The organism is Pseudomonas sp. Pseusp49 (assembly GCF_059491875.1).
Genome location: NZ_CP168514.1, coordinates 2919390 through 2938411, shown reverse-complemented (window position 1 = coordinate 2938411; position 19022 = coordinate 2919390). Strand labels below are relative to the sequence as shown.

Here is a 19022-nt window from a genome sequence, read left to right as displayed (position 1 = left end):
AATCTCCCACAGGGGACGGTGTTTACTCTGGATCGTTGTCGACACCTTCATCGTCCGGCCATTCATCGATGCCCGGTTCTTCCTCGGGATTGACCGTGGTGTGTTCGGGGCTCAGCGGTTCGGGATGAGTGGGTATCGGGTCGTAGCCACCCTGTTGTTCACTGGGATATTTGGGCTGGGTCATGAGGCACCTCGTCGAGAGCCGTAATATCGGTCTCTGAGCATTCGAGGTGCCGGTTCTGGTGGCCGTTCCAACTTTCCAGTCACCGATCGTCGGTGGCAGGCACGCTGGATCAGGACCGCAACTGGAGTTGTTTGACGATCTTGTCCTTGACCTCCAAGCGCTTCGCCTTGAGCTTCGTCACCGCATCATCGCTGGATTTGGCTTGCTCCGCTTTCACCACATCGGCATCAGCCTGGGAATACTTGTTGATCAGTGAATCCAGTAACGGATCCTTGGTGCGTTTCTGCTGGATTTCTTCCTTTGTGCAACTCAGATCCTGAAAAAGGTCATGGGGCACCGGCATGGAACACCTCCGTTTGTTAATCGGTAGCAAACGCCGACTGATTGCGTTCACCAACTATCAGAATGGCCTCGGTTGGCCCATTCTGTCGACCACCTGTCAGACCAGCGGTGCCCGTTCGTCGTCCTGTCGCAAATGCGATAAAACCTTTGTCTGCGCCGTCGCCTCCACCGGTTAACGATCACTCGATCACCTTTGGAAACCTGCGTGGAGAATCACCAATGGACAGACTCAACGTGCGTCACCTGGCCCTGGTTATCGCTATGAGCAGCTGCATGGGCAGTGCCCTGGCTGCCACGTCCAATGACTTTGTCGACAAAGCGGCCGCCGGCGGCATCGCCGAAGTCGAGACCAGCCGGCTGGCCCTGGAAAAAAGTGCATCGGCCGACATCAAGAAATTCGCCAAGATGATGATTACCGATCATTCCAAGGCCAACCATGACCTGGCCGCCCTGGCGAAAAAATTCGACATCGAAGTGCCGGACAGCACGACGCTGACCAAGCAAGCCAAGGAAAAAATTCTCGACATGCGCGACGAATCCTTCGACGCGGCCTATGCCGACAACCAGGTCAAGGCCCATGAAGAAACCATCGACCTGTTCAAGAAGGAAGCCAATACAGTGACGGACGACCGGGTCAAAGGCGCCACCGAGCTCAAGGGCTTTGCGCAAGAAATGCTGCCGACGCTGGAAAAACACCTGAAAATGGCGAAAAAACTCCAGGCCGCCCATCCGAGCAAATAACTGCGTCATCCATGGTACTGATGGAAGAGTGTTTCCCTGTAGGAGCTGCCGCAGGCTGCGATCTTTTGATCTTGATCTTCCGCCCCCTTCGACATTGTCAAAAATCAAAATCAAAAGATCGCAGCCTTCGGCAGCTCCTACAGGCCGAGCGTTAGCTCGCCCACAGGGACTTGTGTCAGCCGCCAAGAACTGTCCGCACCATTTGCGTCAACGCTTCAGCACTGTAGGGTTTGCTGAGCAAATGGGTATCCGGACTAAGCTGGTGATTGCGCGAGATGATGTCGCGGGTATGCCCCGAAGTGAACAGCACCGCCACCGGCGGCTCCTGCACCTTAGCCCAGGCCGCCAGGTCCGAACTCTTGATCAGGCCGGGCATGACCACGTCGGTGAATATCAGGTCCACCGTCACCCCATCCAGCAACATTTGCATGGCGACGTCTGCGTTGGCGGCAGTGAGGACTTGATAACCCTCCTCGCCCAGCAACTCCACCGCCGACACTCTCACAGCCTCATTGTCCTCGACCACCAGGATGCGTTCGTGCCCGCCCCGTTGCGGCATATCAGGGCCCGGCCTTTCACTGGGTACCGCGCGCAGGGTACGCGGAAAGTACAATTGCACCCGGGTCCCCCGACCCACGTCACTGGCGATTTCGATATGACCGCCACTCTGCTTGACGAAGCCAAACACCATGCTCAAGCCCAAGCCGGTGCCCTGCCCGTCGGCCTTGGTGGTGAAGAACGGCTCGAACGCCTGGGCCAGCACCTGTGGCGGCATGCCGACGCCGGTATCGGTTACGGACACCCGCACATAGTCCCCCGGGGCAATGCCCCTACCGGCGCAAAACGTGCGATCGAGGACGATGTTTTCCGCGCACAGGTCAATCCTGCCCTCGCCTTGAAGGGCGTCACGGGCATTGATCGCCAGATTGAGAATGGCGTTTTCCAGTTGGTTGCGATCAACAAACACATTCCACGAATCCTCGGGTGCCGTCATGTGAACCTGAAGGGTTTCACCCAGGGCACGCAGCAACAACTCCGCCAGGCCATCGAAAATCTGCCGCAATGTGAAGACCGCGGGCGACAAGGGTTGGCGGCGGGCGAACGCCAGCAATTGCGAGGACAGCTTGGCGCCGCGCTCGACGGCGGCAATCGACGCCGAGACCCGGCGCTGCACATTGGCGTTACCCCGCTCATGGCGCGCCAGCAAGTGCAGGTTGCCAGCGATCACTTGCAACAGGTTGTTGAAGTCATGGGCCACACCGCCCGTGAGGCCGCCGATGGCTTCCAGCTTCTGTGACTGGCGCAATTGATCTTCCGCCGCCAGCCGCGCCTCGACCTCATCGGCCACCCGCTGCTCCAGGTTGCGGGTGAACTTGAGCAAGGACTCTTCGGCGGTCTTGCGTTCGTGGATGTCGATCAGCACGCCGGGGAAACGAAACGCCTCGCCCTGTTCATTGAACTCGCAACAGCCACTGGCGAGTATCCAGAGGTAACTGCCGTCGGGGCGCTGGATCCGGTATTCGACGTTGTAGGGCTCGCCCGTCTCCACCGACAATCTGACGCGTTCCCTGACCCAGCTGCGGTCATCTGGATGGATGCGGCTTTCTGCGGTTTCCTGGGACAGGTTTTCCAGGTCTTGCCCGAGGGGATAGGAAAACGTGCGGGCGAAACGCTCATCGCCCGACAGCACGTTGGCCTTGATGTCCCAGACAAAGGAGCCGAGCAATGCACCGGCGTTCAGCGCCAGGCGCACCCGTTCGTTGTCGGCGCGGTAGGCGTCTTCAGCCGCCTGTCGCCGACGTTCGGAGATCACCCGATCCGTGGTTTCCACCACCATGGCCATGACCCCGGCCGGGCGTCCGTCATCGTCGGCTACCGGGCTGTAGTACAGGTCCATCCAGACATCTTCCGGAACCCCGTCACGCAGCAGCACCAGTTCTTTGTTGCGAAAGGACAAGGTGCCGCCCGCCAGGCAGGTGTCGACCACGTGGCGATTGAATTCGGCGACCTCGGGCCAACCCAGTTCCACGGCGGAGCCGAGCAGGTACGGATGACGCCCACCGGCAAACTTGGAATAAGCGTCGTTATAGATCATGTACCCGGACTGGCCCCAGAGCATCACCATTGGCAGCGGCGAAGCGAGCATCAGCTGCACCGCGCTGGTCAGGCTCCTGGACCATGAGTCGAGCGGGCCCAGTTCGGTCCGGCTCCAGTCGAACGCACGAATGCGCCCGGCCATTTCGCCGCTCCACCCGGCACATCCGTGGCTATCCGCTAGAAACTGCATCGGCTGGCTCTATCCCGGTAAATGGCACCCGTTTGTTTCGAGCATTCCGGGCGCGATTCGTTTCATAGAGGTATAGCTGATGCAATGAAATAGGTACCCCCTGTAGGAGCTGCCGCAGGCTGCGATCTTTTGATTTTGATTTTTAAAAGATCGCAGCCTTCGGCAGCTCCTACACCTCAATCAGATGCTTGAGCGGGTTGTAACTGCTTTTCAGGGTGGCCGCGACATCGAGAATGGCCTTCTCGATGCCATTCAAATGCATGCAGGTCAACTCGATGGCCGCGCTCTGGTTGCCCGCTTCGATGTACTCGATCAACCGCAGGTGTTCATCGTCGCGGCAGGCTTCGTGGCTGTCGTCATCCAGTGCGGCGGCATACAGCGAGGCCCGGGAAATCAGCTTCTGGAACCAGTCGAGCAATACCGGGTTGTTCAGGCTGCGGGCCAGTTTGATGTGGAACTCGCCGAGCAGGTGAATCAGCCGTTCGTGATCACCGCTTTGATGCGCTTCATCTTCCAGCAGCAGGTGATCGCGCAGGTCCTGGGTCACCGCTGTATCACGGCGACGGCACAGTTCACTGACGATACCGATCTCGACCAGGCGCCGGGTTTCGAACAGCGAGCGGATCTCCTCGTCACTGGGCAATGACACCGATGCACCTTTATTGGGCTCGGTGGTGACCAACCCATCGGCCTCCAACTGCTTGAGCGCAGCCCGCACAGACGTGCGGCTGACGTTGAACAGCTCGGCCAGCGAGGCTTCGCCCAGCTTCATCCCCGGACGCAACGAGCGCTTGCTGATCGCCTCGTAAACCCCTTGGTAGACGCGGTCGACCGTGGTTTCCAGTTTCTTTTCCGTCATTCATCAACTCCTTGCGCCCTGTGCAAACGCCCCTGGCGAATGATCAGCCTTTGAAAAAGGGGCTTGCACGAGCAGGTTAATCCGGGTATTTCTAAATTGCATCCAGATTTTGCATACAATAATTAGAGGAATGCACCATTATGGGTCATCCAGTTGCAATTGAAGTGCGAAACGTCTCCAAACGATATTCCGACGACCCTGGGCTGGCGCCAGCCCTGGACAATGTTTCTGTCGACATCGCCGACAACGAATTCTTCACCCTGCTCGGCCCCTCGGGCTGTGGCAAGACCACCCTGCTGCGCACCATTGCCGGCTTCGAGCACGTCAGCGACGGTGAGATCCGCCTCGCGGGCGAGCCGGTCAACGATTTGCCGCCGTTCAAGCGTCGGGTCAACACGGTGTTCCAGAGTTACGCGCTGTTTCCACACATGAGTGTTGCGCAGAATATCGCCTTCGGCCTCGAGATGCAGGGCCTTGATCGCAAACTGATCCCGCAGCGGGTCGAGGAAATGCTCGCGCTGGTGCAAATGCAGCACCTGGCCAAACGCAAACCGGCCGAACTCTCCGGCGGCCAGCAGCAACGGGTGGCTCTGGCCCGGGCCCTGGCGCCGAAACCGAAAGTACTGTTGCTCGACGAGCCGCTGTCGGCGCTGGACCTCAAGCTGCGCAAGGAAATGCAGGTCGAGCTCAAGCGCGTGCAAAAAGAGGCCGGGATCACCTTCATTTTCGTCACCCACGATCAGGAAGAAGCGCTGACCCTGTCCGATCGCATTGCCGTGATGTCCGCCGGCAAGATCCTGCAAATCGGCACGCCCAACGAAATCTACGAGCGTCCGCAGCACCAGTTCGTCGCGCAATTCATCGGCGACATCAACTTCCTCCCCGGGCATCTCAAGCGTGGCCAGCAGAACGAAAAGCTCTTCGTGCCCAACGGCATGCCCGTGGAAATTCCCTGCCCGGCCCAGGGCTTTGACGGCAGCAAGGTGCAACTGGCGTTCCGCCCCGAGCGTTCGCAACTGGTCGAGCCGTCGCAGCCCCATCACCTGCGCGGCGTGATCGAGGCCGTGCTCTACGTCGGCACGGCCACGCTCTATCAGTGCCGCTTGAACAACGACATCAAGGTCATGCTGCGCGAGAACAACGAAGGCCTGAGCCACGGGCGGGTGGTGGGCGATCGCGTCGCGGTCAACCTGCCGCCCCACGCCTGCCTGTTGATGGAGGCCTGAGATGAGCGTCAGCAGCACTTCCCCGGCCCTCAACCGCGCGCTGTTGCTCAGCCCGGTCGTCCTGACCCTGCTGGCCCTGATCGCCATTCCGCTGGGCATCATGGGCTACATCAGCCTGTTGCCGCGCAACGTCTATGGCGGCGTCGACTGGCAGGCCAACTGGCAATTGCAAAGTTATGTGCAGCTGTTTTTCCAGGAAGGTTTCGACGGCGAGCTGGAGCTGAACTGGGTCTACGCCCAGGCGTTGTTGCGCTCGGTGTTCCAGGCCGGTGGCACCACGGTCCTGTGTTTCCTGTTCGGCTTCCCGGTGGCGTTGTGGATGTCGAGCCTGACGCCGCGCCGACGCAACCTGATGGTGTTGCTGATCACCATTCCGTTCTGGACCAACCTGCTGATCCGCAACTATGCCTGGCTGATCATCCTGCGCGAACACGGCTGGGTCGCCCAGAGCCTCAACGCGCTGTTCCCCCAGGCCGGTGGCATCACCCTGCTCTACAACGACTTCGCGGTCAGCGTCGGCCTGGTCTACAGCTTCCTGCCGTTCATGATCCTGCCGATCTACTCGACCCTGGAGAAACTCGACTGGCGCCTGGTGGAAGCCGCCTACGACCTGGGCGCCAATCGCTGGCATGCGTTGCGGCGGATCATCTTGCCGCTGTCGATGCCGGGGGTGATTGCCGGTGCCTTGCTGGTTTTCGTGCCGAGCCTGGGTGCCTTCATTACCCCGGCGATCCTCGGTGGCGGCAAGACGCTGATGATCGGCAACCTGATCCAGCAGCAGTTCGGCACCGCGCGCAACTGGCCGCTGGGCAGCTCGCTGTCGTTCCTGCTGCTGGGGATCATGTTGCTGTCCCTGGTGCTCTACGCCCTCTATAGCCGCAACGCCGCCAAGACCCAACGCCCAGGAGCCCAAGCATGATTGCCCTGCACCTGAAGAAACTGCCGCTGACCCGTGAAGTCAGCCTGTTGATGCTGGCCTATCTGTACCTGCCGATCTTCGTGCTGATCGCCTACAGCTTCAACGCCAACCGTTCGGCGACGGTGTGGACCGAGTTTTCGTTCGCCTGGTACGGACGCATCCTGGCCAACCCGTCGATCCAGACCGCGGCGTTGAACTCGATCATCGTCGCCAGCATCGCCACGGTCTGCGCCACGGCGATTGCCCTGCTCGCGGCACTGGCGACGTACCGGCCGTTCTACGGACAGAAAATGGTCGAAGGCGGGATCAACCTGCCGCTGATCCTGCCGGAGATCGTCACGGCCGTGGCCACCCTGCTGCTGTTCATGGCGCTGGGAATCAAGCTCGGCCTGCTGACGGTGATCGTCGCCCACATCGGCTTTTGCATCCCCTTTGCCTACCTGCCGATCCGTGCGCGGCTCAATGACCTGGACAAGAGCCTGCTGGAAGCGGCGAACGACCTGTACGCCAACCCCTGGCAGGTGTTTCGCCGGGTGACCTTGCCGCTGCTGTGGCCGGCGGTGCTGTCCGGTTCGGTGCTGGCGTTCGTGGTCAGCCTCGACGATTTCATCATGACTTTCTTTGTCGCAGGTCCCGGTTCAACGACCTTGCCGGTGTACATCTTCTCGGCGATCAAGGCCGGCGTGACGCCGGAGATCAATGCGATTTCGACCCTGATGCTGGTGATTTCCATCGTGCTGGTGGTGCTGGCCTTCTGGCTGGGACAGCGCGGCAAACAACAATGAGCCTGGAGACTTCTTTATGAGCAAGAAAGTGAAAAGCCCCCGTTTTGCTGCTGCCAGTTTCGCCGTTGCCGGTCTGGCCTTGAGTTGCTTCACCGCGTTCGCTGCGTCCAGCGCCCAGGCCGCCGAGCCCAAGGAGCTGTTCTTCTACAACTGGACCGATTACTACCCGGTCGACCTGCTGGCCAAGTTCGAAAAGGAGACCGGCATCAAGGTCACCATGGACGGCTACGACAGCAACGAAACCCTGCTGGCCAAATTGCAGGCCGGCGGCGCGGCGTACGACGTGATCGTGCCGTCGCAATCGATCATGCGCACCCTGATCAACCAGGACCTGCTGCTGGAAATCGACGCCTCGGCCCTGCCCAACTTCCAGTACGTCAAACCCGCGTTCCGCGACCCGAGCTTCGACCCGGGCCGCAAGTTCTCGGCACCGTACCTGTGGGGCACCACCGGGTTCTCCTATGACAGCGCCCGGGTGCCCGGCGGCAAGCTCGACGACTCGTGGAAAGAGTTCTTCGAGCCGCGCAAGGAACTGCAAGGCCAGCTCGCCGCCCTCGACACCTCCAGCAGCGTGATCAACGCCGCCAGCCACTACCTGAATGTCGACGAGTGCAGCGAAAACCCGCAGGACGCCAAGCGCATCCTCGAACTGCTGCAAAAACAGAAACCCTTCCTGAAGATGTACAGCTCGGACAACACCGTCGACCGCATGGCCTCAGGCGAAGTGATCATGATGCAGAACTGGAACGGCTCCACTGCCCGCGCCACCCTGCAGAAGAGCACCATCAAGTACGTCTATCCGAAGGAAGGCCTGGCGATGTTCCAGGACAACTTCGCCGTACCCAAGAGCGCGCCCCACCCCGGCAACGCGAAGATTTTCATCGACTGGATGATGAAACCGGAAAACGCCGCCGCCGTGTCCAACGCCATCGCCTACGCCAACGGCATCCAGAGCGACAAACTGATCGACGCCAAATGGCGGGTGATGGATGCCATCAACATGCCCGACGAGTTCGCCTCGCGCCTGCGTCCTGAAAAGGAATGCAGCAACAAGGCGCGGGAGCTGCAGGACCGCATTTGGGCCAAGCTCAAGGGCTGATCCGAAACCGAGTCGCCGCCTTCGCGAGCAAGCCCGCTCCCACATTTGAAATGCATTCCCCTGTGGGAGCGGGCTTGCTCGCGAAGAGGCCGGCCCTGACAACATACAACTTGAGGTTTGCAATGAATCAACCCCGCTGGCTACGCAACGTGCGCCCCTACGGCACCCCCGCCGAAGACCTGCTGATCGAAAACGGCCGGTTCACCCAACGCCGTCCGGCTTCGAACGAAGCCCTGGCCGCCACCGACATCGACGGCCAGAACCAGTTGCTCACCCCCGCCCTGGTGGAAAGCCACGTCCACCTGGACAAAACCCTCTGGGGCCAGCCCTGGCGACCCAACAGCGCCGGTCCGACCCTCAAGGACTACATCGCCAACGAACGGCGCATCCTGCGTGAAGTCACCACACCGATTGCGCAGCGGGCTGGGGCCCTGCTGGAAAACTGCATCGCCCGCGGCTCGCTGACCATGCGTTGCCACGTCGATATCGACCCGGAGTTCGGCCTGCGGCATGTCGAGGCCATGCAGCAACTGCGCGAACAATACCGCGACCTGATCGACCTGCAACTGGTGGTGTTCCCGCAAACCGGCCTGATCAGCCGCCCCGGCACCGCCGAACTGATGCGCGAAGCCATGGCCCTGGGCGTGGAGAACGTCGGTGGCCTGGACCCGTGCGGCATCGACAACGACCCGATTGCCCAACTGGATTTCGTCTTCAAGCTAGCCAGCGAATTCGACCGTGGCGTCGACATTCACCTGCACGACAAGGGCGAACTGGGCCTGTGGCAGATCGCGCTCATTGCAGACTACACCGAGCGCTTCGGCCGCCAAGGCCGGGTGATGATCAGCCATGCCTACTGCCTCGGCATGCTGCCATGGAGCCAGGTCAAACCGGTGGCCGAGCGCCTGGCGACACTGGGAATTTCGCTGATGAGTTCGGCCCCGGCCGATTGCGCGGTACCGCCGTTCCTGGCCCTGCGCGAAGCCGGCGTGAATCTGTGCCTGGGCTCGGACGGCATTCGTGATGCCTGGTCGCCCATGGGCAATGGCGACATGCTGGAGCGCGCGATGCTGCTGGCGTTCCGCTTCGATTTGAACAAGGACGAAGAACTGGCGGCGGCGTTCGACGCGGCGACCGTCAACGGCGCCCAGGCGCTGGGTTGCGCAGCCAATCGCCTGCAGATCGGCCAGCCGGCGGATTTCCTGCTGATGCCCGTGCAAACGCTGGGTGAAGCGGTGGTTTCGCGACCGCCGCGTCAAGTCTATCGTGCCGGTCGTTTGATCGCTGCGGGCGGTCGTTTGCTGGAAAGCCGTCTGTGAAGCGCATCGGCTTGCGGGCCAGTTGCGTGGTCGGCTTCGACGGCACGCAGCATGTGCTGTGGCGCGACGGCGAAGTGGTGTTCTTAGGCTCGCGCATCGAGTTTGTCGGGCGCGGTTATCCGGGCCCGGTGGATCAGTGGATCGATTACGGCAACGCGTTGATCGGCCCCGGCTTCATCGATCTGGATGCCCTTGGCGATCTCGATTCCACGGTACTGACCCTGGACAACGGCGACGAGCGCAACATGGGCCGGATGTGGTCGGCGCAATATCTGGCGCGCGGATCGCGGGAAAGTTACAGCCCCGAAGAAGAAGTCTTCAAATACCGCTACGCCTTCACGCAACTGATCCGCAACGGCATCACCACGGCCATGCCGATCACCTCGATGTATTACCGCGAGTGGGCCGAGACCTACGACGAGTTTGCGGCGGTCGCCGGCGTGGCGGCCGAGTTGGGACTGCGCACTTACCTGGGGCCCTGCTACATGAGCGGCATGAGTTACTGGCGCGCCGATGGCACCCTGGCGCACCACTGGGACGAAGCCCGGGGCATGGCCGGCCTCGATGCCGCCGAACGGTTTTTCCGGGATTTCGACGGCGCGAACAACGGCCTGATTCGCGGTGCACTGTTGCCCGATCGCATCCAGACCTGCACCCCGGCGCTGCTGCAACGCACCGCCGCGCTGAGCCGGGAACTGAACGCACCGATGCGTTTGCACTGTTGTCAGGGCCTCGGTGAAGTGGCGATGGTCGAGCAATTGCGCGGTACTTCGCCGCTGGGCTGGTTGCAGCAGCTTGAGCTGCTGACCCCACGCAGCCTGCTGCCCCACGGTATCTACACCCAGGGTGATGACGACCTGCAACGTGTGGTGGATGGCGGCGCGAGCCTGGTGCATTGCCCGGTGGTGTTTGCCCGGGACGGCGAGGCCTTGAACTCGTTTGGCCGCTATCGCGCCAGGGGCGTCAACTTCGCCCTCGGCACCGACACCTGGCCAGCGGACCTGCTGGACAACATGCGCCAGGGCCTGAACATCGCCCGACTGATGGAGGGCGGCAACTCGCTGACCAGCACACTGGATATGTACAACGCTGCGACCCTTGGCGGCGCCAAAGCACTGCGGCGTGATGATCTCGGACGACTGGCGCCAGGCTGCAAGGCCGACATCAGCGTGTTCAATCTGCGCGGAATGCACCTGGGGCCTTTGTTCGACCCGCTGAAAAATCTTGTGCTGGCCGGTCGCGGCGACGACTGCATCGCCAGCTACATCGATGGCCGCTGCGTGATGCAGGACGGCCAGGTCGAGGGCGTCGACTACCCTGCCCTGCAACGCCAGGCCCAACGCCAATTCGAAAAACTCATGCGCAGTCACAGCGACCGGGCCTTCGGCCAACCGGACTGGAAGAGCCTGTTCCAGCCGGCCATCCCGTTCGCCGACGACTACAGCGCACAGACACCGCTGAGCGCCATCGAGCCTCTCCTTTAGGGAATTCTGCCTATGCAAAGCTTTGACTTCAGCACACTGAGTCCACGGGACAAATACAAGATTCTGATCGGCAGCGTCGTGCCACGACCGATTGCCCTGGTCACCACCGTCGACGGCGAAGGCCGGATCAACGCGGCGCCGTTCAGCTTTTTCAATGCGCTGTCGGCCGATCCGCCGATCCTCGCCCTTGGCGTGGAAAACTACGGCGACCAAAGCCCCAAGGACACCACCCGCAATATCCAGCTCAATCAGGAATTCACCGTGAACATCGTCAGCGACGCGCTGGTGGAGGCCATGAACGTCTGTGCCGTGCCCTTCGCCCCCGGCTTCGACGAACTGACCGCCGCCGGCCTCACCGCCATCCCCGGCACCACGGTCAAATGCCCGCGCATCGGCGAAGCCCCGGTGGCGCTGGAGTGCCGGCGGATGATGGCGCTGTCCATCGGCCAATCCCGGGAGATCATCTTTGGGGAGGTGCTGATGGCGCATGTGCGTGACGAACTGATCGACCCGAAAACCCTGTACATCGATCAGTTGGGGCTGGATGCGATCGGACGCATGGGCGGGCATGGCTATGCGCGCACGCGGGATTACTTCGATTTGCCGACACGTTCGTTGCAGGCGTGGACGGATGCCCCGGGCGGTGGCGAGCGGTTTTGGCCACTGGCCAAATAATCTCTGTAGATGCACCCCCTTCCATGTAGGAGCTGCCGAAGGCTGCGATCTTTTGATCTTCAGCAGTCTTGAAGCCGCCAAGAATCAAGATCAAAAGATCGCAGCCTTCGGCAGCTCCTACAGAGGTTGCGGCAGGCCAAGAACCCGCCTGATTGCCCGCGTCGGCATCTGAAATTCGAGGTCGTACATTTTTCAGGTGCCAGCATTGCCGCCGTACCCCATCCCCCTTCAAATCCTCCCTCTTGCTTCTCAGCTCACCCGTCATCAGGATCTCAAAGACATGGATGCCCTTCGCCATCAGACACGGAGCCGGCGACTCACCCGCTTGCTCAGCGCAATAGTCGCCACTACCACGCTCGCAGTCCTGGGCGGCGCCCAGGCGGCGCCCAGGCAACTCCCCCGACAGACTTCCCCTTGAAGACCAGGTCGATCCTGGCAGGTGACACGACCTGGTCGTACTACGAGGGCGCAAAAAACGGTCCGGTACTGTTGCTGGTACATGGCTTTTCTTCAAACAAGGAGGTCTGGCGCACGCTGGGCGAGGACCTCGGCGCACGCTTTCATGTGATCATTCCCGACCTTCCCGGCTGGGGCGAGTCAACGCGCCTTGCAGGTGAAAATTACGACATTGATGCACAAGCCGCACGGCTCAATGATTTTCTGCTTGCGCTCGACCTGCGCGAAATCAATCTGGTCGGCCACTCCATGGGCGGTGCCATTGCCGGAGTGTTCGCCGCCCAGAGGCCGGAGCGCATTGCGCGCCTGGTGCTGATCAGCCCGCTTGGATTGAGCTTTGTCGAAAACGATTTCATCCGGGCGCTGAATGCGGGTGACAACCCGTTTATCTACGATGACCGTGCCGGCGTCGAACGCACTGCCCGACTTGTCTATCTCGATCCTCCCGAAATGTCTGATCAGGAAGTGGAAGATGCGATTGCAGGCAATCGGCGCCAACGCAACTTTATCGAGTCCTCCCTGGCGCAGATCCGTCCACCGTCCCAATGGCTCGCGCTGGACCCTCGGCTGGCGCAGCTCACCATGCCGGTACTTGGCATCGGCTGCCGCGAAGATAAGGTGATCGATATTTCCGCCCTGGAGACCCTGCAAAACGGTTTGCCCGATGATCGGGGCGGACAGGCTGTCACCCTTGAAGGTTGCAACCACTTGCCCATGATCGAACGCCCTGTGGCAACAGGGCAGCTACTCACCGACCTTGCTGCCGACACTCAACGTCCTGAAGCCCTGTGACTCAATGAAAGTCCCGGCTACGCACAGTGATGCCATCGAGCAACGCACTCAGGTCACTCAAGCGTCCGGCTATCAGATGCCGGACCTCGCCCTCCTTCTCCCAGCGCCCATCGACCTTGAGCAGCTGCGAGCCGACCAGCACCTGGCGTTGGCGCTCGGCCAGGTCGCGCCACACCACCACGTTGACGTTGCCGAACTCGTCCTCGAGGGTGACAAAGGTCACGCCGCTGGCGGTGGCCGGGCGTTGCCGGCCGGTGACCAGCCCGGCAACGCTGACCGGCCGACCGTGCTCGACGTCCAGCAACTCTTTCGAACTGCGGCAGCGTCGCGCCTTCAACTCACCCCGCAACAGAGCCAGCGGGTGCGGCCCGAGGGTGGTGCCGACACTGGCGTAATCGGCTTGCAGGTCCTCGCCCACGGTAGGTTTGGGCAGCGCCACCGCATCCTCCTCCTGGCTCGGCAGGCCGGCAAACAACCCCAGCTGCTTTTGCACCCCGGCCACTTCCCAGCGCGCCCGGTGGCGGTCGCCGGCCAGGCCACGCAACGCGCCGGCATCGGCCAGTTGCTCCTGGGCGCGGGTATCGAGCCGCGCCCGCCCACCGAGGTCGGCGATGTCGGCGAACGCGCCTTGCGAGCGGGCCGCTTCGATGCGTCGGGCATCGTCCTCGCGAAAGCCCTTGATCATGCGTAGCCCCAAGCGAATCGCCGGTTGCGCACCGCTGATCGGTTCCAGGCTGCAATCCCAGTCACTGGCGCGCACGTCCACCGGGCGAACCTGCAAATGATGACGCCGAACGTCCTGCAGAATCTGGTCCGGGCTGTAGAACCCCATCGGCCAGCTGTTGATCAGCGCACAGGCGAAGGCCGCCGGCTCGTGGCATTTCAACCAGCAACTGGCGTACGTCAGCAAGGCAAAGCTGGCGGCGTGGGACTCGGGGAAACCGTAGCTGCCAAAGCCCTTGATCTGCTCGAAGATCTGCGCGGCGAACTCGGCGGTGTAGCCGTTTTTCTTCATGCCGGCGGCCAGCCGCTCCTTGTGCGGTTCGAGCCCGCCGTGGCGTTTCCAGGCGGCCATGGAGCGGCGTAGCTGATCGGCCTCGCCGGGGCTGTAGTCGGCGGCGACGATGGCAATCTGCATCACCTGCTCCTGAAACAGCGGCACGCCAAGGGTGCGCTTGAGCACCACTTCCAGTTCCGGCGACGGATACGCCTCCGGCTCTTCCTTGTTCCGTCGCCGCAGGTACGGGTGCACCATGCCGCCCTGGATCGGCCCCGGCCGAACGATGGCGACCTCGATCACCAGGTCGTAAAACGTCTTGGGCCTGAGCCTCGGCAACATCGACATCTGCGCCCGGGACTCGATCTGGAACACGCCGATGGTGTCGGCCCGACCGATCATTTCGTAGGTGGCCGCATCCTCGGCCGGGATGGTCGCCAGGCTCAGGTCCTGGCCCCGGTGCCGGCGCAGCAGATCGAAACATCGACGAATCGCGCTGAGCATGCCCAGCGCCAGGATATCGACCTTGAGCAGGCCCACTGCGTCGAGGTCATCCTTGTCCCACTGGATGATGGTGCGCTCGGCCATGGCGGCGTTTTCCACCGGCACCAGACTGTCCAGCGGCTGCTCGGAAATCACGAAACCGCCGGGGTGCTGGGACAAATGCCGGGGGAAGCCGATCAACTGCCCCGTCAGGCTCAGCACCCGGTGCAGCACCGGGCTCTGCGGGTCAAAACCACCTTCAAGCAGGCGTTCGACGGGGGGCGTTTCATCGCTCCAGTGACCGCAGCAATCGGCCAGGGCGTTGATCTGGTCCGGCGGCAAGCCCAATGCCTTGGCCACATCCCGTACCGCACCGGCGGCGTGGTAAGTGCTGACCACCGCCGTCAGCGCGGCGCGGGCCCGGCCATAACGCTGGAAGACGTACTGCAAGACTTCTTCGCGGCGTTCATGTTCGAAATCGACGTCGATGTCCGGCGGTTCGTTACGTTCCCTGGACAGAAAGCGCTCGAACAGCAAGGTGGTGCGATCCGGATCGATTTCGGTGATCCCCAGGGCGAAGCACACTGCCGAGTTGGCGGCAGAACCACGACCCTGACAAAGAATCTGTTGCTGGCGGGCAAAGCGGACGATGTCGTGGACCGTCAGGAAATAACTTTCATAGCCCAGTTCCGCGATCAGTTGCAGCTCTTTATCGATCTGCACCAACACTTCGTTTTTCGGCCCTTTTGGCCAGCGCCACTCGATGCCTTCCTCAGTCAAATGACGCAGCCACGAGGTGGCCGAATGCCCTTGCGGCACCAGTTCGCGGGGGTATTGATAACGCAGCTGGCCGAGGTCGAAGGTGCAGCGCCGGGCAATGACCAGCGTTTGCGCCAGCAAGTCTGGCGGGTAAAGCGCCTGCAGCACATCGAGACTGCGCAGATGGCGCTCGCCGTTGGGGTGCAGGCGCAACCCGGCATCGGCCACCGGCAGGTGGTGACGGATCGCGGTCATGGTGTCCTGCAAGGCCCGGCGCCCGCGTGCGTGCATGTGCACATCGCCACTGGCCACGGCTGGAATTCGCAGTTCCCGAGCCAGTGTGAGCAAATCGTTCAGGCGTTGCCCATCGTCCTGACCGCGATGCAACTGCACCGCCAGCCACAGGCGTTCGCCGAAGACCTGCTGGAGCCAGTGGCCCTGTGCAAAGGCATCGACAGCGTCCGGCACCCACAACGCCAACAACCCCGGCAACGGTTCGCCGAAGTCTTCGCGCAGCACCTGATACTGACCTTTCTGCGTGCGGCGCCGGGCGCGGGTGATCAATCGGCACAGCGCCTGATAGCCCTCGAGGCTCTCCACCAGCAGCACCAGTTTCGGACCGTTCTCGATGCGTATTTCACTGCCGATGATCAGCGGCAACTCCACGGACTTCGCCGCTTGCCAGGCACGAACGATGCCCGCCAGGGTGCATTCGTCGGTGATCGCCAGGGCTTGGTAACCCTGTTTTTTCGCGCGCTGGAACAGCTCGAGGGCACTGGAGGCACCACGCTGGAAGCTGAAGTTCGACAGGCAGTGCAATTCGGCATAGTCGCGGCTCATGCGAACCAGCCCTGCAACCACAACGGGCCGTCCTCGCCGACCGCCCGGTAGGCCCAGCCCTGTTGGCCGGCACGGGTTTCGATCAGGTAATAGTCGCGGCGTACGTCGTCACCGTCCCACCAGCCGGACTCGATACGCTCCGGCCCCATGAGGATGCGCGCCGAACCCTGGTGCACGGCCAGCGGCTCGGTCAGCAGCCAGCCCGGCCGCTTCACGGCGCCCAGCGCTGCGCACGGCTGGCTGTCGGCACTGGCCTGCCACGCGTACTCGGGGCGATGATCGGCCTGGAAGCGCAAGCCATGCACCGCATCATCCCCCAGCCGTGCCCGCAGGCGTTCGCGCAGTTGCTCCCAGGGCAAGGACTGCTGCGGGCGATCGTCGAACAGCTCTTGATGCTGGGGCACGAAGGTCGGCAAATCCTCGGCACACAAGCGAAAGCCGCGCACCGGCGCCTCGACCTGGACGTGCTCCAGCCGCCCCCGGGCCAGTTCGAAGAGCATCGCCGGATCACGCTCGGCGCTGAGCAGGCCGACCTTGATCAGCGTATCCGGCAACCCGGCGTGCTCCAGATGCAGGTCGAAACGCTGTACGCCGCTGTCGCGACCGCAGAGGAACGCCGACAGGTCACCCGTCAACCGGCGCAACGGAAACAGCAGGGCTTGATGGGACTGCACATCGAAATTGAGCTCGATACGCACATCGAAGCGGTCCGGCGGCAGGTAAAACGCCAGCGCCAGCCGTCGCACACCCAACAGGGCATCCAGATGCTTGAGCACCTGGGCCTCGAAACGCCGGGCCAGGCTCTGCCGGGGCAACGCCTGCACCTGGCTCAAGGTGCGCAGGCCCATGCGCGACAAGGCCGTGGCAACCTGTGCTTCGAGGCCGATCCGGTCGACGGGCATCTGCCCCAGGTGATGCTGCAAGGCTTGATCATCCGGTACCACCAGGCCGTCATAGGCATTGGCCAGCACCCGCGCCGCCACCGGGTTGGGCGCGGCCACGATGCGGTGCCGAAACCCCAGTTCGCCGAGCTCACGGCGCAAAAGCGCTTCGAATTGCGGCCAGGCGCCGAACAGGCCAAGGCTGGATTCGATCTCGAACACCAGGGCCCGGGGGTAATGCACGCTGACCTGGGAACTGAAGCGATAGGCCCAGGCGGCGAGAAACTGCTGCCAGCGCTCGATTTCACCGGCGTCGTATTCAGCCGTGGCAAACCCCTTGCTCAAGGCCTGTGCCGCGCTCATGGACTGGCCGGGACGCAAACCCAGCGCCCGCGCCGCAGCGTTGACGGCCTGCAGCACCCGGCGCTGGGCCGGCCCGGTCAGCAACGCCAGGGGTTCATCTGGATCGGCGCGCTGACGCAATGCCGCGTCCAGCGCCAGTTGCGGGAAAACAATGCAGACCCAGCGCATGGCAACCTCAATGCCCCACGGCGAAGGCAATCGGCGCCGAACGGGCCAGGCCGCCGCGGCACTTGAGCACGCGCAGCTGTGCCGGCCGGGCATCGATGGCGATGCGCAGGGCCGCGGGCGAAGGGTTGATCGCTTCACTGAGGGGACGATAGGCGAAGGCCAGGGTCTGGCCGGTTTCCGCCGCCACCTGCAAACGACGCAAGGCGCGGTCATCGGCCTTGTGCGGCCAGCACAGCACCGCGCCGCAACTGCCCGAACGCAGGCATTGTTCCGCGGCCCACAGCGCATCGCGCTCACTGGCCCGGATAATCGACAGCTGACGCAGATCGACCCCGGCGCCCTGCCACGCCTGGGGATACGGCACATAAGGCGGCGCCACCAGCACGATGCGTTCGCCCGCCGCCGACAGCCGTGCCAGCGTCGGCCACACCAGCTGCAACTCGCCCACGCCCTGCCCGGCCAGCAGGATCTCCGTCAGCGCCGCCTCCGGCCAGCCGCCGCTGGGCAATGCCGCGTCCAGCGCGGCGTGCCCGGTGGGCTGCGGGCTGGCGGCCGGCGGCGCAGGCCGGCCCCTCCAGACCTGGCCGCCATTGAACAGCGTATCCAGCGCAACGACGGCACCCATCAGCCTTGCCTCACCAGGCCACAGAACACGCCTTCGATGGCCAGGTCCTGATCGGCGTGCACAATGATCGGCTGGTAGGCCGGGTTGCGCGGCAGCAGGCGAACCACATCGCCGACCCGCTCGAAGCGCTTGATGGTGACTTCACCGTCGAGCCGCGCCACGACGATCTGGCCGTTGAGCGCCTCGGGGTTGCGATGCACGCCCACCAGATCGCCGTCGAGAATGCCGTCCTCGATCATCGAATCACCGCGCACCCGCAACATGTAGTCCGGCACCCGCGAGAAAATCGACGGATCGAGCAGCAAGCGGCTATGGATTTGCGCATCGACCCCGATCGGCGCACCGGCTGCCACCCGACCAAGCACCGGGATGTCCAGCAACTCGGGACGCGGTGGCTGCCCGAGCAGGCGAATGCCCCGGGCCTGATGCGGGTTGACCTCGATAAACCCGGCTTCGGTCAGCGCCAGCACATGCTTGCGCGCCACACTGCGGGAGGCGAAACCGAACGCCTCGCTGATCTCGGCGAGGCTCGGAGGCTGACCGTGCTCGGCGATGCGATCGCGGATGAAGGTCAGGATGGCGGTACGGCGGGGAGTCAGAGTCGTCATGGAGTACATTTGTACTCTTTCAGCATTTACCTGGCAAGGACTTGTAGGAACTGTCGAGTGAAACGAGGCTGCGATCTCTTGAGGCCAGAGCAAAAAGATCGCAGCCTGCGGCAGCTCCTACAGGAGGCCG

General features: G+C 62.6%; 18 protein-coding genes. 10 read left to right on the top strand and 8 right to left on the bottom strand.

Annotated elements, in window-relative coordinates; genetic code table 11:
• Positions 1–22: 22 nt before the first annotated feature.
• Entirely contained in the window at positions 23–184 is a 162-nt protein-coding gene (locus ACEN83_RS13320) for a hypothetical protein (RefSeq protein WP_007976519.1), read from the bottom strand.
• 109 nt (positions 185–293) lie between these two features.
• A complete protein-coding gene (locus ACEN83_RS13315) occupies positions 294–527 on the bottom strand; it encodes a DUF465 domain-containing protein (protein WP_116580630.1) in 234 nt (77 codons plus the stop codon).
• Here ACEN83_RS13315 and ACEN83_RS13310 point away from each other — a divergent pair.
• Together ACEN83_RS13310 and ACEN83_RS13305 are read left to right on the top strand one after the other, a co-directional pair.
• A complete protein-coding gene (locus tag ACEN83_RS13310; RefSeq protein WP_165824763.1) occupies positions 526–702 on the top strand; it encodes a hypothetical protein in 177 nt (58 codons plus the stop codon). The two genes, ACEN83_RS13315 and ACEN83_RS13310, sit on opposite strands and share 2 nt — an antisense overlap.
• Before the next feature lie 43 nt (positions 703–745).
• Positions 746–1267 carry a DUF4142 domain-containing protein gene (locus ACEN83_RS13305; RefSeq protein WP_218481853.1) on the top strand — a complete coding sequence of 174 codons (522 nt, stop codon included), beginning with the start codon at positions 746–748 and terminating at the stop codon, positions 1265–1267.
• Positions 1268–1442: 175 nt separating this feature from the next.
• Here the strand turns inward: ACEN83_RS13305 and ACEN83_RS13300 are convergent, their stop codons facing one another.
• Together ACEN83_RS13300 and ACEN83_RS13295 are read right to left on the bottom strand one after the other, a co-directional pair.
• A complete protein-coding gene (locus ACEN83_RS13300; RefSeq protein WP_495580564.1) occupies positions 1443–3554 on the bottom strand; it encodes a hybrid sensor histidine kinase/response regulator in 2112 nt (703 codons plus the stop codon).
• 169 nt (positions 3555–3723) lie between these two features.
• A complete protein-coding gene (locus ACEN83_RS13295) occupies positions 3724–4413 on the bottom strand; it encodes a GntR family transcriptional regulator (protein WP_007973313.1) in 690 nt (229 codons plus the stop codon).
• A 140-nt stretch (positions 4414–4553) separates the two neighbouring features.
• Between ACEN83_RS13295 and ACEN83_RS13290 the strand changes: the two genes are divergently transcribed.
• The 8 genes from ACEN83_RS13290 (at position 4554) to ACEN83_RS13255 (ending at position 13168) form a co-directional block, all read left to right on the top strand.
• Positions 4554–5639, top strand: coding sequence for an ABC transporter ATP-binding protein (locus tag ACEN83_RS13290; protein ID WP_104448379.1), 1086 nt, complete (start codon positions 4554–4556; stop codon positions 5637–5639).
• Position 5640: 1 nt separating this feature from the next.
• Positions 5641–6558 carry an ABC transporter permease gene (locus tag ACEN83_RS13285; RefSeq protein ID WP_007973317.1) on the top strand — a complete coding sequence of 306 codons (918 nt, stop codon included), beginning with the start codon at positions 5641–5643 and terminating at the stop codon, positions 6556–6558.
• Complete coding sequence (locus tag ACEN83_RS13280) at positions 6555–7343, top strand: ABC transporter permease (RefSeq protein ID WP_007995935.1); 789 nt, start codon at positions 6555–6557, stop codon at positions 7341–7343. Before ACEN83_RS13285 ends, ACEN83_RS13280 begins: the two co-directional genes overlap by 4 nt.
• A 16-nt stretch (positions 7344–7359) precedes the next feature.
• Positions 7360–8442 (top strand): extracellular solute-binding protein, encoded by a 1083-nt coding sequence (locus tag ACEN83_RS13275; protein WP_102674048.1) that lies wholly within the window; start codon positions 7360–7362, stop codon positions 8440–8442.
• Between the two features lie 122 nt (positions 8443–8564).
• Positions 8565–9761, top strand: a complete 1197-nt coding sequence (locus tag ACEN83_RS13270; protein ID WP_495580563.1) for an amidohydrolase family protein — start codon at positions 8565–8567, stop codon at positions 9759–9761.
• Positions 9758–11245 (top strand): amidohydrolase family protein, encoded by a 1488-nt coding sequence (locus ACEN83_RS13265; RefSeq protein WP_495580562.1) that lies wholly within the window; start codon positions 9758–9760, stop codon positions 11243–11245. The genes ACEN83_RS13270 and ACEN83_RS13265 overlap by 4 nt, the downstream gene beginning before the upstream one ends.
• Before the next feature lie 12 nt (positions 11246–11257).
• On the top strand, positions 11258–11920 hold the full coding sequence (locus ACEN83_RS13260) for a flavin reductase family protein (RefSeq protein WP_007973324.1): 663 nt from the start codon (positions 11258–11260) through the stop codon (positions 11918–11920).
• Between the two features lie 489 nt (positions 11921–12409).
• The gene (locus tag ACEN83_RS13255) at positions 12410–13168 is read left to right on the top strand and encodes an alpha/beta fold hydrolase (protein WP_495580561.1); all 759 of its coding nucleotides are present in this window, start codon (positions 12410–12412) and stop codon (positions 13166–13168) included.
• 1 nt (position 13169) lies between these two features.
• Here ACEN83_RS13255 and ACEN83_RS13250 read toward each other — a convergent pair whose 3' ends face one another.
• The 4 genes from ACEN83_RS13250 to lexA are packed head-to-tail and all read right to left on the bottom strand — an operon-like array spanning position 13170 to position 18901.
• The gene (locus tag ACEN83_RS13250; RefSeq protein ID WP_495580560.1) at positions 13170–16268 is read right to left on the bottom strand and encodes an error-prone DNA polymerase; all 3099 of its coding nucleotides are present in this window, start codon (positions 16266–16268) and stop codon (positions 13170–13172) included.
• On the bottom strand, positions 16244–17659 hold the full coding sequence (locus tag ACEN83_RS13245; RefSeq protein WP_495580559.1) for a Y-family DNA polymerase: 1416 nt from the start codon (positions 17657–17659) through the stop codon (positions 16244–16246). Before ACEN83_RS13245 ends, ACEN83_RS13250 begins: the two co-directional genes overlap by 25 nt.
• A gap of 7 nt (positions 17660–17666) precedes the next feature.
• Positions 17667–18284, bottom strand: a complete 618-nt coding sequence (imuA, locus tag ACEN83_RS13240; RefSeq protein WP_007973327.1) for a translesion DNA synthesis-associated protein ImuA — start codon at positions 18282–18284, stop codon at positions 17667–17669.
• Positions 18284–18901, bottom strand: coding sequence for a transcriptional repressor LexA (lexA, locus tag ACEN83_RS13235; protein WP_007973328.1), 618 nt, complete (start codon positions 18899–18901; stop codon positions 18284–18286). The genes imuA and lexA overlap by 1 nt, the downstream gene beginning before the upstream one ends.
• Positions 18902–19022: the final 121 nt, after the last annotated feature.

What these genes read in the sequence shown, in the direction of transcription:
- ACEN83_RS13320 (WP_007976519.1), bottom strand. Translation starts at nt 184, where the DNA reads ATGACCCAGCCCAAATATCCCAGTGAACAACAGGGTGGCTACGACCCG.
- ACEN83_RS13310 (WP_165824763.1), top strand. Translation starts at nt 526, where the DNA reads ATGGAACACCTCCGTTTGTTAATCGGTAGCAAACGCCGACTGATTGCG.
- ACEN83_RS13315 (WP_116580630.1), bottom strand. Translation starts at nt 527, where the DNA reads ATGCCGGTGCCCCATGACCTTTTTCAGGATCTGAGTTGCACAAAGGAA.
- ACEN83_RS13305 (WP_218481853.1), top strand. Translation starts at nt 746, where the DNA reads ATGGACAGACTCAACGTGCGTCACCTGGCCCTGGTTATCGCTATGAGC.
- ACEN83_RS13300 (WP_495580564.1), bottom strand. Translation starts at nt 3,554, where the DNA reads ATGCAGTTTCTAGCGGATAGCCACGGATGTGCCGGGTGGAGCGGCGAA.
- ACEN83_RS13295 (WP_007973313.1), bottom strand. Translation starts at nt 4,413, where the DNA reads ATGACGGAAAAGAAACTGGAAACCACGGTCGACCGCGTCTACCAAGGG.
- ACEN83_RS13290 (WP_104448379.1), top strand. Translation starts at nt 4,554, where the DNA reads ATGGGTCATCCAGTTGCAATTGAAGTGCGAAACGTCTCCAAACGATAT.
- ACEN83_RS13285 (WP_007973317.1), top strand. Translation starts at nt 5,641, where the DNA reads ATGAGCGTCAGCAGCACTTCCCCGGCCCTCAACCGCGCGCTGTTGCTC.
- ACEN83_RS13280 (WP_007995935.1), top strand. Translation starts at nt 6,555, where the DNA reads ATGATTGCCCTGCACCTGAAGAAACTGCCGCTGACCCGTGAAGTCAGC.
- ACEN83_RS13275 (WP_102674048.1), top strand. Translation starts at nt 7,360, where the DNA reads ATGAGCAAGAAAGTGAAAAGCCCCCGTTTTGCTGCTGCCAGTTTCGCC.
- ACEN83_RS13270 (WP_495580563.1), top strand. Translation starts at nt 8,565, where the DNA reads ATGAATCAACCCCGCTGGCTACGCAACGTGCGCCCCTACGGCACCCCC.
- ACEN83_RS13260 (WP_007973324.1), top strand. Translation starts at nt 11,258, where the DNA reads ATGCAAAGCTTTGACTTCAGCACACTGAGTCCACGGGACAAATACAAG.
- ACEN83_RS13245 (WP_495580559.1), bottom strand. Translation starts at nt 17,659, where the DNA reads ATGCGCTGGGTCTGCATTGTTTTCCCGCAACTGGCGCTGGACGCGGCA.
- imuA (WP_007973327.1), bottom strand. Translation starts at nt 18,284, where the DNA reads ATGGGTGCCGTCGTTGCGCTGGATACGCTGTTCAATGGCGGCCAGGTC.
- lexA (WP_007973328.1), bottom strand. Translation starts at nt 18,901, where the DNA reads ATGTACTCCATGACGACTCTGACTCCCCGCCGTACCGCCATCCTGACC.